The 12,937-nt window shown below is 45.0% G+C and carries 12 protein-coding genes and 1 tRNA gene; 7 read left to right on the forward strand and 6 right to left on the reverse strand.

The genetic code is table 11. The annotated features are described in order from the left end of the window. Positions 1 to 13 precede the first annotated feature (13 nt). From miaA to KOE27_RS08540, 3 genes are all read left to right on the forward strand, one after another. Positions 14 to 970: a tRNA (adenosine(37)-N6)-dimethylallyltransferase MiaA gene (gene miaA, locus KOE27_RS08530; protein ID WP_229252708.1), complete on the forward strand. Its 957-nt coding sequence runs from the start codon at positions 14 to 16 to the stop codon at positions 968 to 970. 41 nt (positions 971 to 1,011) lie between these two features. Continuing rightward, positions 1,012 to 1,440 (forward strand): hypothetical protein, encoded by a 429-nt coding sequence (locus tag KOE27_RS08535; RefSeq protein ID WP_215238478.1) that lies wholly within the window; start codon positions 1,012 to 1,014, stop codon positions 1,438 to 1,440. A gap of 346 nt (positions 1,441 to 1,786) precedes the next feature. Next, the gene (locus KOE27_RS08540) at positions 1,787 to 3,064 is read left to right on the forward strand and encodes a citrate synthase (protein WP_215238479.1); all 1,278 of its coding nucleotides are present in this window, start codon (positions 1,787 to 1,789) and stop codon (positions 3,062 to 3,064) included. A gap of 109 nt (positions 3,065 to 3,173) precedes the next feature. On the opposite strand, the gene pdxH is transcribed toward KOE27_RS08540, so the two are convergent. Further along, complete coding sequence (gene pdxH, locus KOE27_RS08545; RefSeq protein WP_215238480.1) at positions 3,174 to 3,815, reverse strand: pyridoxamine 5'-phosphate oxidase; 642 nt, start codon at positions 3,813 to 3,815, stop codon at positions 3,174 to 3,176. A 104-nt stretch (positions 3,816 to 3,919) separates the two neighbouring features. Here pdxH and KOE27_RS08550 point away from each other — a divergent pair, with 104 nt between their 5' ends. Further along, the gene (locus tag KOE27_RS08550) at positions 3,920 to 5,827 is read left to right on the forward strand and encodes a DUF349 domain-containing protein (RefSeq protein ID WP_229252709.1); all 1,908 of its coding nucleotides are present in this window, start codon (positions 3,920 to 3,922) and stop codon (positions 5,825 to 5,827) included. Between the two features lie 112 nt (positions 5,828 to 5,939). After that, positions 5,940 to 6,012, forward strand: a tRNA-Thr gene (locus tag KOE27_RS08555). 48 nt (positions 6,013 to 6,060) lie between these two features. On the opposite strand, the gene KOE27_RS08560 is transcribed toward KOE27_RS08555, so the two are convergent. After that, complete coding sequence (locus tag KOE27_RS08560; protein WP_215238481.1) at positions 6,061 to 6,543, reverse strand: YfaP family protein; 483 nt, start codon at positions 6,541 to 6,543, stop codon at positions 6,061 to 6,063. Positions 6,544 to 6,905: 362 nt separating this feature from the next. Here KOE27_RS08560 and KOE27_RS08565 point away from each other — a divergent pair, with 362 nt between their 5' ends. Together KOE27_RS08565 and KOE27_RS08570 are read left to right on the forward strand one after the other, a co-directional pair. Next, on the forward strand, positions 6,906 to 7,247 hold the full coding sequence (locus KOE27_RS08565; protein ID WP_215238482.1) for a cupin domain-containing protein: 342 nt from the start codon (positions 6,906 to 6,908) through the stop codon (positions 7,245 to 7,247). A gap of 252 nt (positions 7,248 to 7,499) precedes the next feature. Next, positions 7,500 to 9,740, forward strand: coding sequence for a bifunctional alpha,alpha-trehalose-phosphate synthase (UDP-forming)/trehalose-phosphatase (locus KOE27_RS08570; protein WP_215238483.1), 2,241 nt, complete (start codon positions 7,500 to 7,502; stop codon positions 9,738 to 9,740). A gap of 7 nt (positions 9,741 to 9,747) precedes the next feature. Here the strand turns inward: KOE27_RS08570 and KOE27_RS08575 are convergent, their stop codons facing one another. The 4 genes from KOE27_RS08575 to KOE27_RS08590 form a co-directional block, all read right to left on the reverse strand. Continuing rightward, positions 9,748 to 9,978 (reverse strand): hypothetical protein, encoded by a 231-nt coding sequence (locus KOE27_RS08575; protein WP_215238484.1) that lies wholly within the window; start codon positions 9,976 to 9,978, stop codon positions 9,748 to 9,750. 133 nt (positions 9,979 to 10,111) lie between these two features. After that, entirely contained in the window at positions 10,112 to 11,182 is a 1,071-nt protein-coding gene (locus KOE27_RS08580) for a dipeptidase (RefSeq protein ID WP_215238485.1), read from the reverse strand. A 61-nt stretch (positions 11,183 to 11,243) separates the two neighbouring features. Further along, the gene (locus tag KOE27_RS08585; protein WP_229252710.1) at positions 11,244 to 12,353 is read right to left on the reverse strand and encodes a D-TA family PLP-dependent enzyme; all 1,110 of its coding nucleotides are present in this window, start codon (positions 12,351 to 12,353) and stop codon (positions 11,244 to 11,246) included. Between the two features lie 90 nt (positions 12,354 to 12,443). Continuing rightward, a complete protein-coding gene (locus KOE27_RS08590) occupies positions 12,444 to 12,920 on the reverse strand; it encodes a RidA family protein (RefSeq protein ID WP_215238486.1) in 477 nt (158 codons plus the stop codon). Between the last annotated feature and the right edge of the window lie 17 nt (positions 12,921 to 12,937).

The following is a 12,937-nucleotide window of genomic DNA, read 5'->3' on the forward strand; positions in this document are numbered from 1 at the left end:
ATAACCGCCCATCTTGAAAAACAATAAGGACATACCCGGCCAACCGCTTTTGGTCATCTTAGGGCCTACTGCCTCGGGCAAGACGCATCTCGCCGTACAACTGGCCGCCAGGCTGAAGGGCGAAATCATCAGCGCGGATTCGAGGCAGGTATACCGGGGAATGGATATCGGGACGGGTAAGGATCTTGACGAATATGATTTGGGAAACCAGAAAATCTCTTTTCATCTCATTAATATACGGGATGCCGGAGAAAAGTATAACCTGAATGAATTTGTGAATGATTTCAGCATAGTTTATGAAAAGGTTACCGGAAATAATAAAGTACCCATTGTTTGCGGAGGAACCGGATTGTATATCCACGCGCTGCTGCAGGGGTATGGTTTTGTTAAAATTCCGGTTGACGAGCATTTACGGATGCAGCTGGATGTGCTGGACACCGGGGAACTTTTGATAAAATGGGAAGAGTCAGGGAAGGATTTGGGTTTTCCCGCTGACATTTCCACACGAAAAAGACTAATAAGGAACATCGAAATCGCCCAATACCTGCAACGCTATCCCGAAGAGTGGATAGAACTTAACCGGCAACGGCAGTTTAAGGCTGTTGTGTTTGGGTTAATCCCGGATGTTGCTACCCGGCGGGTGCGTATATCAATGAGGCTGGAAACGCGGTTGCAGAATGGTTTGACAGAAGAAATAGAGCGGCTATTGTCAGCAGGGATCAAGCCCGAGCAACTGATTTATTACGGCCTTGAATATAAATACGTTACCCAATACATGTTGGGGATACTGGCTTTTGATGTCATGAAAGAAAAGCTGGAAACTGAAATCCACAGGTTTGCCAAACGTCAGATGACATTTTTTCGGAAAATGGAACGGGATGGCATAAAAATCCATTGGCTGGACGATACCATGACTGAAAACGAAAAGATAATATTCGTAAGTAAAACATATAAAGCAGCCGGGCAATAACTTTGCAGATAAAATAGTAAGGGCAATAATCTTACCTCCTCATGAACAAAAAGTTGAGCAGCCTGGTGCTTCTGGCTGTGCTGAGCGTTACAGACGCCTATTTGCTTGCACATCCTAACCTGATCGGAAAAATTGGGATATGGGTATACAAACACGATTATATCAAAACCTTCCCCAAGGCTTTATTGACAGTACTGCTTGTGGTAGGTACCTCTCTGGCGATTTGCGAGTTGCTCAGGAAGTTTGTAAAACCCCGTACCGCTTCGTGGATTTATCTGGGTATGGCCGTTATGGGTTTGCTCTGGTTTGTCTATGTATATCTTACTTTTTCGTCTTTTGCTTACAGGATCACCGGCAAAGCTTTTGTGTATGGTGCTCATCTTCTGCCGGTGGTCCTTACCGGATTATTTTCGCGTTATTTAATAAAGTCATGGCTGGGTTCAGGGAGAAACCAACCCGAAGGCGTCTGACAAGAATGACTCAAGCCGAATGTCATTTAAATCCTGACAGGTATTTAATTCTATTTGAATAGGGTTAACATCCGTACGGTGAAATAATATTATTAATACTTTAAATTGTGAAATTATATTGCCAAAGTCTTGATTTTTCACAAATAAAACACAGATAATAATAGAAAGTACAGAGTTTTTTAAGATATTGCGGCTTGTGTTTCTGAGCAAATTTGTTGGGCTAACAGGCGATTTAACACAATTTTAATTTGTAATTTCAAGTAAATCCGGTTCTTAACATCACTTTGGTCTGAGTAGCTCATCAACACACAGTTGTTCTTAACCTTTTAATTTTATTTTAGTTTATATGTCTCAAGTAGCTGAATTAACCCTTGACGGTAAATCTTACCAATTTCCAGTAATAGAAGGTAGTGAAAAAGAAAAAGCGATAGATATTGCCAAGTTACGTGATCAGACTGGTTACATTACTATTGATGCCGGTTATAAAAATACCGGAGCAACAAAGAGCGCTATAACGTTTTTGGACGGTGAGGAAGGGATACTGAATTACAGAGGATACTCCATAGAAGACCTGGCCGAAAAAGCTACTTTTTTGGAAGTTGCATATCTTCTGATCTATGGTGAATTACCCACTGAAAAACAATTTGCAGACTTTGAGTACGAGATCCGCACGCATACACTGGTGAACGAGGATATGCGCAAGATCTTTGAAGGTTTCCCGGTGAATGCACATCCGATGGGTGTACTGTCGTCACTTGTGAGCGCGATGAGCTCGTTTTATACTGAAAACCAGGATACTCCCGAAGTAACAGAACTGCACATCATCAGGCTTTTGTCTAAATTGCCGACCATTGCGACCTGGTCGTTCAAGAAGTCGCAGGGGCATCCCGTTAACTACCCTCAGAACGATCTGGATTATTGTTCTAACTTCCTTAATATGATGTTTGCCCTCCCGGTGGCAAAATATGAGGTGGATCCGGTGGTTTCGGCAGCACTTAACAAGTTACTGATTTTACACGCAGATCATGAACAAAATTGTTCTACATCAACGGTCCGGCTGGTAGGTTCTTCACAGGCTAATATTTATTCATCTATTTCAGCAGGGATCAGTGCGCTGTGGGGACCCCTTCACGGAGGTGCTAACCAGGAGGTAATTGAAATGCTGGAAGCGATCAAGAACGATGGCGGTGATACGCAGAAATATATCAATATGGCCAAAGATAAAAGTAGCGGCTTCCGTTTGTTTGGCTTTGGGCACCGGGTTTACAAAAACTTTGATCCACGCGCGCGTATCATTAAAAAAGCGGCGGATGATGTATTGCATAAGTTAGGTATCAATGACCCGGTTCTGGAGATCGCCCAAAAATTGGAAAAGGCGGCGCTTGAAGACGAATATTTCGTATCAAGAAAGCTTTATCCTAATGTTGATTTCTATTCAGGGATTATCTACAGAGCGCTCGGCATACCTACCAACATGTTCACCGTGATGTTCGCCATCGGCCGTCTGCCGGGTTGGATTGCGCAATGGAAAGAAATGCGGACGAATAAAGAACCAATTGGTCGTCCACGGCAGGTATATGTAGGTGCTCCCAAAAGAGATTTTGTGCCGATGAGCGAGCGATAAAATTTTCAAATCATTCTATAAAATAAAACTGCATCCGGCCTAATCCGGATGCAGTTTTATTTTAGGCCCATTCAGGTAGCTATCCGAACGGAGTTTTAACTAGCGATCATTATGGAGCAAGCCGCTCTATCTCCCAATTACCGTCCGCCGTCTTCTGATAGGCAAGCCTGTCGTGCAGGCGGCTTGGGCGGCCTTGCCAGAATTCGATGTAATCAGGTATGACCCTATAGCCCCCCCAATGCCCGGGCCTTGGTACCGGTTTACCCTCAAAGGCAGCTTCGAAATACGAAAGTTGGTTTTCCAGATGGTGCCTGTCTTTAATGGTATGGCTCTGGTCTGACACCCAGGCACCGAGCTGGCTTCCCCGTGGCCGGGACGCAAAGTAACTGTCAGACTCTTCTGTTGCTACTTTTTCTACTGATCCCTCAATGCGTACCTGTCGTTCAAGTTCTTTCCAGAAAAAGGTAAGGGACACCTGCGGGTTGGCCTCCATTTCCTGTCCTTTTTTGCTTTTATAGTTGGTAAAAAACACAAAACCAGTCGGATCCAGGTCTTTCAGTAACACAATACGGGCCGAGGGCCGTTTGTCGGAGACTGTACTCAGCAGCATGGCGTTTGGTTCGGTAAGGCCCGAGGCTATCACTTCATCAAACCATCTTGAGAACTGAGCCATCGGGTTGGCCTCCAGATCCTCTTCGGAGAGCCCCTTTAAAGTATAATCGTAACGGATATTGGCAATGTCTTTATTCATTAGTTTTCAATATGTTTCAATGTTAGAGGGCCAAAATTAGCCAATTCATAGGAAAGATTGTTAGATTTGTATTTCAGAAGAGACGTACTTACGAAACAGGAATCATGATAGCACAAGAACAAAACGAAGGGGTCGAAAGCAATGAGCAGGAAGACCTGACAAATAAAACGATTGATACCCTTGAAATTGATCTTAACAATGATTTGACTGAGGAACACGAAGAGGAAGCTCCGGACGTTGATTATAGTCAACTTTCTAAGGAACAGTTAATTAAATTGCTTGAAAATGATCTGGAGGCACTTCGTAAAGATGATGTGAAACCGGCACTTTTCAAGAAAGCTGATGCGGTTGTCAGAGAAATACGTGCAGTGGTGGATCAGTGGAAACAGCGTGACAGGGAAACGGCGCTGAAAGCATTTATCCAGGATACAGGAGGTGAGGAAGGATTTGAATTTAAGTATGATGCTGAAATCCAAAAGATTGATGCACTGGGCAGAGAGGTTCGAGGGCTGAAAAACGGATACTACCAGAAACAGGAAAAAGATAAGGAAAAGAATTTTACGGTTAAAACCAACCTGCTTCAGCGCCTCCGTTTGTTACTGGAAGCAGAAGAAGGCCGGGAAACTGATGCTTCCGGACTGAAAAGCAGCTGGGAAGAATTTAAGAAAATTCAGGATGAGTGGAAAAACGCCGGGAATATAGCTTCGCCGCATAACGGAACTTTGTGGGCTACCTATAATGCGCTTATTGACCGGTACTTCAGCAACCGGAACATATACTTTGAACTTAAGGAGCTGGACCGCCGCAGGAATGCGGATCTTAAGGCTGAACTTTGTGAAAAAGTTGAAGAACTGGGCAAATCGCTGGCATCGCGCCCGATGACCCGGGAAATTCTCAATGAGGCCAACCATATCTTCGAAGATTACAAACATATAGGTCCTGCACCGAAAGAAGATCAGGAAAAATTATGGCAAAGGTTCAAGCTGGCGCTGGATGTACTGTACGATGCGCAGCGCGGCCAGTTTGCTGAGCAGAAGAAGTCGATGCAGGAAAACTATGAGCAGAAACTGAAGATATATGAAGAAATAGTTCCCTTTACCAGCTTCAATTCGGGAAGTATTAAAGAATGGAATGCCAAGACAAAGGAAATCATGGCATTTCAGGACCAGTGGGTGGCTTTGAAAGGGATTATGCCACGTGAAGAGGGAAAAGACCTTAGCAAGAAGTTCTGGGGAGCGCTTAAGACTTTCTTTAACAATAAAGGAGAGTTCTTCCGGCAGCTGGAATCCAAAAGAGAACAGAACCTTGAACTGAAGAACCAGCTTTGCGCAGAAGCCGAAGCGATTCTGGAAAGTGGGGAAGATAATCCTTCCAATACCCAGAAAATTATTGAACTTCAGAAGAAATGGAAGGGGATAGGGCAGGTTCCGGAAAAGTTCAAAGATACGATATACGACCGTTTCAAACAGGCTTGTGATGCTTATTTTGATCAAAAGCGTTCTAAAAACAAGGAGGTAGAAAAGGAATTTGAAGACAATCTCAGGAAAAAGACTGATCTGATCGAAAGGATTGAGCTGGCGGCAAAAGACAAGGATGAGTCTACACTCAATTTACTGAGTGCATTTAAGAGTGAATGGTCGTCGATTGGCTTTGTGCCCAAGAAGGATATGCAGGCTATTCAGAAGCGATATATCGCAGCAATAAACACGTATGTCAGTGCCATTGGCCAGCTTTCGAGTAAAGAGAAGGAAGCAGCTGTACTGGAAAGTGAAGTGGAACTGGTACGTGACGGAGAGAACAGCCGGGGCTTATACCGTAAGGAAAGCGATATTCGCCGTAAACTTACACAGCTGGAAAACGATATTGCCCTATGGCAGAATAACATCGAATTCTTTGCGAAATCGAAAACTTCGGACCGGTTGAAAGCTGAATTTGATAGAAAGATCAATAATGCGCTGGCGCAGGTGGAAGACCTGAAACATCAACTCGCTATCATTCAGGAGGCTATCTGATTTTGTTAAAAAAAGTATAAAAAAATATCGCCTGGTGCTTGCGTTGAATGCTCTTTCCTTCTACTTTTGCACCACGATAACGGAATAACAAACGGTTGTCGAAATAAAAAAGGCCTCCATAGCTCAGCTGGTAGAGCAACTGACTTGTAATCAGTAGGTCGTTGGTTCGATCCCGACTGGGGGCTCTTAAAAGGACTTAACAAAATTGTTAAGTCCTTTTTTTTATACCTCATTTATCTCTTTTCATAAGTCCATACGGTGGACCGTCCGCTTGAAAGTGTACCTTCGTAGGTATTGACAACTTTCCTGTTGTTGGTAACTCTAACCGTAAAATCAGAAGAAGTGGAACCGCCGTTACTGCAGTCGCCATAATACTGTACCCAGAACTTATATACTCCTTTGGGGGCGGAGTCGTCCTCGGGCCAGAATATGTTCTCATTGGGGCCATTGGGGCATTCGTCGCAGAGGCAGTCTACGTCCAGCTCACCTCCGCTGTTTGAAGAGGTGTTACGGTAGCTGAGGGTTTCACCGGTGGGGTCCGTTACGTATAAATCCAGATCCACGTTATCCTCGTTGTCAAATTGAAGGTTAAACCGCGGATTTCCGGGGCTTCCCACGAGTACGGGTTCAGCATCCTTCTTCTTACAGCTGTCAAGACCAACCAGCGCGGTACAGGAAAGTAAAATAACGGCAATGCTTTTTAGGGGAGTTTTCATAAATGGAAGTTGTTATTAATTGGTAAATTTTCAGAGTTTAAGGTGATTACTAAGGATTGGATGTGTTTAGCCGGATCGAGGTGTGCTTACAAGGTAAAATACTGGTTTGATTTTGTCCTGCCCCAGGTAATTCGGTTATATATAGCCCAAGAGGAAAAAAGGTAACAGGATATGTCATATTTTTTTATTCATTTCTCCCGATTTCAGGCGGTGGCTAGCGGTGCCTGGGTTTAGGATAAAAAAACTGTTTTGGGTGGGGGTGGAATTTTCTAAAAAAGTTGAATCTTACAGGCAGAAACATAAAGTACCAGTTGCCTTAAATTGTTCCGGTTTATATAATCTTAAAACATTGCAGAGACATTATGCCATTTGTAGATTTTAATTCGAAGAAAAAGGTCAAGATATGGGAGGGGATTACGGGGGCGCTGGCTCATTCTGACCAGATGACTTTCGGTCATTTTCATATTGACAGCGGAACCGTCCTGCCCGAACACAAGCATTTTCACGAGCAGTGGAGCCATGTAATTGAAGGTGAATTGCTCTTTAACATTGCCGGTGAAGAGCTATTGCTCACAGCAGGTATGACTGCCTACATACCCTCGAATGTTCCTCATTCGGCAAAAGCACTGTCGGCATGTAAAGTAATCGACTGCTTTACACCGGTACGCCAGGATTTTGCTGAACTTGAAAGGGACAACGAATAAAGTATTCACCGAAATGGGGAATATCAGATACAAAAACAGGAATTTTACCAACACATTGAATCCCTGGCCGCGTGTTAATTTTTTTGCTGGCAAATTCCGACAGGGTTAGCGGCATGTCGTTTATTGGTTTATAAACAGTAGGTTAGCGTTTGGGAAATGGGCGTTACTTGTCGTTGTACCTATGTATACGCATGATTTTTTTAACGTATGTTCATGACAATCCAGGTTCGATTAAAAGGCCTGAAGCGTATTATGAAAAATTTAAATGAAATTGAAAAAACTGGGCGGTTGATCATTGTTGCCTATAGATTACCGTTCAAGATTGTAAGGGAGGACGAGCACATAACACTTTTTCAAAATTCAGGAGGGCTGGTTTCAGCAGTGTTATCACTGGTAGGGGATGGGGGCTATGCGTCGTTTTATGCACAGGATAAAATACAATGGATAGGTTACACCGACAATAACCCTGAAGAATTAGAGGGGCAGGCGCTTGAGAATGAAAGTTTCAGGGCGCATCCTGTTTTTATACCTGACGATATTAACGAGAATTATTACGAAGGATTCTGCAATGATCTGATTTGGCCGCTTTTTCATTATTTCCCCTCGCTGGCCCATTTTCACGACAGGTATTTTCAGGCCTATAAAGAAGCAAATGAATTGTTTTTTAACAAAGTGGCCGAGGTCATACGGCCTGGTGACGTCGTGTGGGTGCAGGACTACCAGCTCATGCTGCTTCCGGGAATGCTCCGTGACAAATTTCCTCATAACAAAATAGGTTTCTTTTTTCACATCCCTTTTCCGTCTTATGAATTATTCCGGTTGTTACCGGTAACCTGGCGCACAGCCCTTATTGAAGGTATCATTGGTGCAGATGTAGTCGGATTCCATACAAATGACTATGTTGAATACTTTTTAAAAGCAGTTCGGATGGTTTCCGGATATGGCAACAAACTTCATTATATCAATCTGAGCAACAGGATCGTGAAAGTGGATTCATTTCCGATCAGTATTGATTTTAAGAAATTTGATGGAGCCTATAACGAGCCGGAAATCAAGGAGGCCAGGGAATTGGCAAGGGATACCTTAAAGGAAAAAATCATTTTTTCGGTAGACCGGCTCGACTATTCCAAAGGCATATTACACCGTCTCTCCGGTTTCGAACGCTTTTTGCAGCAGCATCAGGAATGGCACGAAAGGGTCGTTTTTGTCATGGTGGTGGTACCCTCAAGGGATAGTATCGGGCAGTATCAGCAGATGAAGTCGGAGATAGACCAAACAGTTGGGCGGATCAACTCCAATTATGGCAGCATCAATTGGCAGCCTATACTTTATCAGTACCGGTCTATGTCATACGCGGAACTGTTAGGGATGTATACGGCCAGTGATGTGGCCCTTATAACACCCGTGCGGGATGGGATGAACCTGGTATGCAAGGAGTATGTTGCCAGCCGGAACGATAACGGTGGTGTACTCATTTTGAGTGAGATGGCTGGCGCAGCGGCCGAATTGGGTGAGGCCATCATCATTAATCCGCTGGACAATCAGGGTATCGCAGACGGAATTATAAAGGCTTTGGAAATGCCGCCCGAGGAGCAGCAGAAACGCATGGAGGCGATGCGGGAGAGAATAAAAGAATACGACGTTTTTGCCTGGACAAATGACTTTTTTACTCAAATGACAATGCTGGAACAGGAACATGATAAATTACGGCAGGTTTTTCTGACTGCCGTAGGGATTGATAAAATAAAAAGAGCTTATCAGGAAGCATCCAACAGAATCTTTTTCTTCGATTACGACGGGACGCTGGCACCTATAGTGGCGGATCCGTCCAAAGCCATCGTAGCGGAGGAGTTGAAACAGCTGATTTCCGAAATCGCCGGCACCGATACCGTTGTCATTATCAGTGGGAGAGACCGGCATTTTTTGGATCACCTGTTTGCAGGCTTGCCCGTATATATAGTTGCTGAACATGGCGCCCTGAGTAAAGCCAGGGGAAGTGCAGAGTGGAAATTAAACGAAAGTTATGAGGAGAACTGGAAGGACAGTATCAGGGTCATTCTGGATATGTATGCCAAACGTTGCCCAGGCGCTTTTGTAGAAGAAAAGGAAACTTCGTTGGCATGGCATTACCGGACAGCGGATGATGAAGAATATGCCACCAGAAGGGCGCAGGAACTACTGTGGCAGCTAAAAAATTATATACAGCCTGAGCTTAGCCTTCAGATTATCGATGGAAACAAGGTTGTTGAAGTTAAAAAAACAGCCTACAACAAAGGTACTGCGGCCAAAGAACTTGTAGAGGCTGGCGATTATGATTTCATTTTCGCGATTGGTGATGATACTACCGACGAGGATATGTTTTTGGCCCTGCCGCCTTCTTCATTCACGATCAAGATCGGTGATGATTTGTCCGCCGCCAAAAATCATATCCGTAACCAGGCGGAGGTTTATCATTTTCTGAATGAATTGGTTTCCGTAAGCCGGGAGGAGTAAGTTCGGTTCAAAGTCTCAGCTCTTCAACCTTGATAAACGAGCAGCTTAATCCGGTTGTATACAATGCTTTTTGTATTTGTGTAAAATCGGGGAAGTCGGACCGGAGCACCAATAACAGGCGCTGGATATCATAAGTCCAATGGCTGATATTTAATTTCTTAAGTGCGTCGTGTATGGTTTGGAAAGCTGTGCCGCCCTTTAAACTTGTGCGGAAAGATATCTGATAGATGGTACGCATGGTATAATATCGTTAGGTTGATTGTAAATCTACGTAAATATATTATTTGTAACGAATCTAAATAGATAAAATTCCCCTATTGATGAAAAAACTTCGGCCGAGGAGCCGAAGTTTTTTTGTGAGTGATATTCAGCTATTTCCAGGCGTCTTCCAGAAACCTGATCCAGTTACGCCACATGATGTTTTCTATGTCCTGCTGAGTATATCCTCTCGCTTTCAGAATGGCCGGTATGGTTTGCAGGTCAGCTATGGATTCGAGGTCAGCGGGGGATTGTTCTTTTCCGTAGGCACCGTCCAGGTCTGAGCCGATACCTACATGAAGGGTATTTCCGGCCAGCTGGCAAATATGGTCAATGTGGTTGGCCACATGTTCAATCTTCAGGCCGCTTTCCTCTGGTTTGGTTACTCCCCTTATCCAGCCAGGTATCATCATCCACGCGTCGAACGCCATACCGATTACCGCTTTTCTGCCAAGCAGTTCTTTGATCATTTCATCTGAAAATTGCCGGTTGTGAGGTACCAGCTCTCTCACCAGGTTATGACTTGCCCATACCGGCCCGTTGTAGATAGCCATGGCATCCCAAAAGGCGAGGTCACAGAGGTGTGTAGCGTCCAGGATGATATTCAGTTTTTCCATCTCACGAATGAGATCCTTTCCTTTCTGGGATAGTGGCTGGCTGGCATCTGTTCCATAGGCATATACACCCGGGCCGTAATGCGCGGGACCCACAGCTCGAAGCCCATAGGCATAAGCTCTGTGTAAATGATCCAGGCTCAGGAGGGAGTCGGCACCTTCCAGGCTCAGGATATAACCAATAGGAAGGTTTTCAGTTGATGCTGCCTGCTGCCACAGGTTCAGGTGCGCATGCAGCGCTTGGAGATCGGTTATCTGTACCAGCTCCCCGGCTTCTTCCATGGCCTTGTACCAGGCAACCTGCCCCTGGGTCTGCGCCCAGGCCTGTGCCTGGGAATTCCAGCCGGGAATGAGGCTGTCGGGCTTGACAAATCGGGCGATCTGCGTGGCAACACAGATACCGATATTACTTTTTCGCATTTCCGGGAAGGAAACAACCCCCTTGCCCCGATCCGGCTTATCGGTCATGTTTTTCTCCCTGTCGCGTATAACTGCCAGTTCCTGGGTGTAATCACGGTTCCATTCCAGGGCATTCATGGCTATGTCCAAATGGGCATCAATAAGAAACATTATTTTAAAATTTTAGGATTAGTAGATTAGGAATATCTGGCACTGCCAACAACTATGAAGGCTAAACGGTAATTCTGCGGTTGCGGGCGACTATTTTCCACTCCTCTGTTACCTCTCCATCTTCAATGACCGAGGCATAGTCGTGCAGGGCCACAGTCGGGCAAACATGGTACGGAACAGCGTAGAAGACGTCTCCGATCTGTACTTTGTTCCAGACTTCTTCACTCACCTGCAGTACGCCGTGTTCTTCACTCTGGCTGGCAAGGGTATACTCAGCGAGGTTCAGTATTTTGAAACGGTTTTCAATGGGATTTTCGGCAGAAACTGCCTTATGGCCAAGGTCAATGGTAACAATCCCTGTGGTAGGTTTAGAAATTACCCGGGTAATTACCAGGGCGGCCTGTAGAAATGGCTGGTCCTGAAAACGGTCGCCATATCCCCAGTCCCAAAGTACATTGGTGCCCGGACTGAGGTATACGCCTTCCCTTTGTGCATGTACGTTGAAAGTGGGAGAGCCGCCAACAATGATCATGATATCGTCACCCCCATCCTGTTTGGCAAGATCCAGCAGCGGATAAACCGTTTCATAAGCCAGTTCACTCACAACCTTTCGTTCAGCAAATCCGGCGTTCCGTATATGTCCGTCATAAATATGGATACCCGTCAGTTTAAGGTTGGGCAGTGTGTTGATATGCCGGTAAAGGGAAAGTAGATCGGTATCGGTTGCATGGCCCGAGCGGTTCATGCCATTGTTTACATCGATAAAAACGGAAGAAATGATGTTTTCCGCCAGCGAGTGCGCGTTCAGGTCGTCCGCTGAAAACTGGTTGTCGATGAGGGATGAAAAACTCACATCAGGATACAAATTCTTTAGTTGAAACAGCCTGCCGATATTGGGCCCCACCATCTGGTAGGCCAGCAATATCCACTTTCCACCTGCCGAAGCCACCATCTCTGCTTCGGCAATGGTAGCGCATTTAAACCGGGTTATATTTTTTTCAAGCTGAAAACCGATGAGCTCCTTCGTTTTATGGGTTTTAACATGAGGTACCAGCCGGTCTGCATGGCCGGCCATGTTGACCATACTGCTAATGTTACTCTGAATACGATCTTTATAAAACAGGAGTGAAGGAGAAATCACCTTTTCGGGATGCTTCAGTTGATACCACATGATCATAACGGTTTATATTGTAAAAAATCACGGTTGGCCGTTCCGCAAATAATAGCGGAACGGTCAACCGTCAGAATATGGGTCGGTTTATTATTTTTCTTCGAGTTCAAACATAGCCTCTATTTCCACAGGAATGTTGTCGGGCAGGGTACCCATTCCTACGGCACTGCGCACGCCGATTCCATTTTCTTCACCCCAGACTTTTGCAAACAATTCGCTGCATCCGTTGATGATAAAAGGATGTTTTTCAAAATCCGTTGTGCAGTTGACCATCCCGAGCACCTTTATTACCCGCTTTACGCGGTTGAGGCTACCCAGATTTGCCTTTAAGGTGGCCAGAATGGCCAACCCAACCTGACGGGCCGCCAGTTTTCCCTGGTCCGCATCCATATCCTTTCCGATCCGCCCTTTGATCAGTGTACCGTCTTCCTGAACTGTTCCGTGACCGGAAACATATACCCACCGCTTATCCACGATCAGTAACGGTTTGTAAACACCAACGGGCTTAGGGGCGGGAGGTAAGGTTAGTCCTAACTGTGCAAAATTGGATTCTGGAGTTGAATTCATGATTCTATCTTAAAATT

This window comes from Dyadobacter sp. CECT 9275 (assembly GCF_907164905.1).
Taxonomy (GTDB): domain Bacteria; phylum Bacteroidota; class Bacteroidia; order Cytophagales; family Spirosomataceae; genus Dyadobacter; species Dyadobacter helix.

Excerpts from the sequence above, each read along its gene's own strand:
- KOE27_RS08535 (WP_215238478.1), top strand. The coding sequence starts at position 1,012 with ATGAACAAAAAGTTGAGCAGCCTGGTGCTTCTGGCTGTGCTGAGCGTT.
- KOE27_RS08540 (WP_215238479.1), top strand. The coding sequence starts at position 1,787 with ATGTCTCAAGTAGCTGAATTAACCCTTGACGGTAAATCTTACCAATTT.
- pdxH (WP_215238480.1), bottom strand. The coding sequence starts at position 3,815 with ATGAATAAAGACATTGCCAATATCCGTTACGATTATACTTTAAAGGGG.
- KOE27_RS08550 (WP_229252709.1), top strand. The coding sequence starts at position 3,920 with ATGATAGCACAAGAACAAAACGAAGGGGTCGAAAGCAATGAGCAGGAA.
- KOE27_RS08560 (WP_215238481.1), bottom strand. The coding sequence starts at position 6,543 with ATGAAAACTCCCCTAAAAAGCATTGCCGTTATTTTACTTTCCTGTACC.
- KOE27_RS08565 (WP_215238482.1), top strand. The coding sequence starts at position 6,906 with ATGCCATTTGTAGATTTTAATTCGAAGAAAAAGGTCAAGATATGGGAG.
- KOE27_RS08570 (WP_215238483.1), top strand. The coding sequence starts at position 7,500 with ATGAAAAATTTAAATGAAATTGAAAAAACTGGGCGGTTGATCATTGTT.
- KOE27_RS08575 (WP_215238484.1), bottom strand. The coding sequence starts at position 9,978 with ATGCGTACCATCTATCAGATATCTTTCCGCACAAGTTTAAAGGGCGGC.
- KOE27_RS08580 (WP_215238485.1), bottom strand. The coding sequence starts at position 11,182 with ATGTTTCTTATTGATGCCCATTTGGACATAGCCATGAATGCCCTGGAA.
- KOE27_RS08585 (WP_229252710.1), bottom strand. The coding sequence starts at position 12,353 with ATGTGGTATCAACTGAAGCATCCCGAAAAGGTGATTTCTCCTTCACTC.
- KOE27_RS08590 (WP_215238486.1), bottom strand. The coding sequence starts at position 12,920 with ATGAATTCAACTCCAGAATCCAATTTTGCACAGTTAGGACTAACCTTA.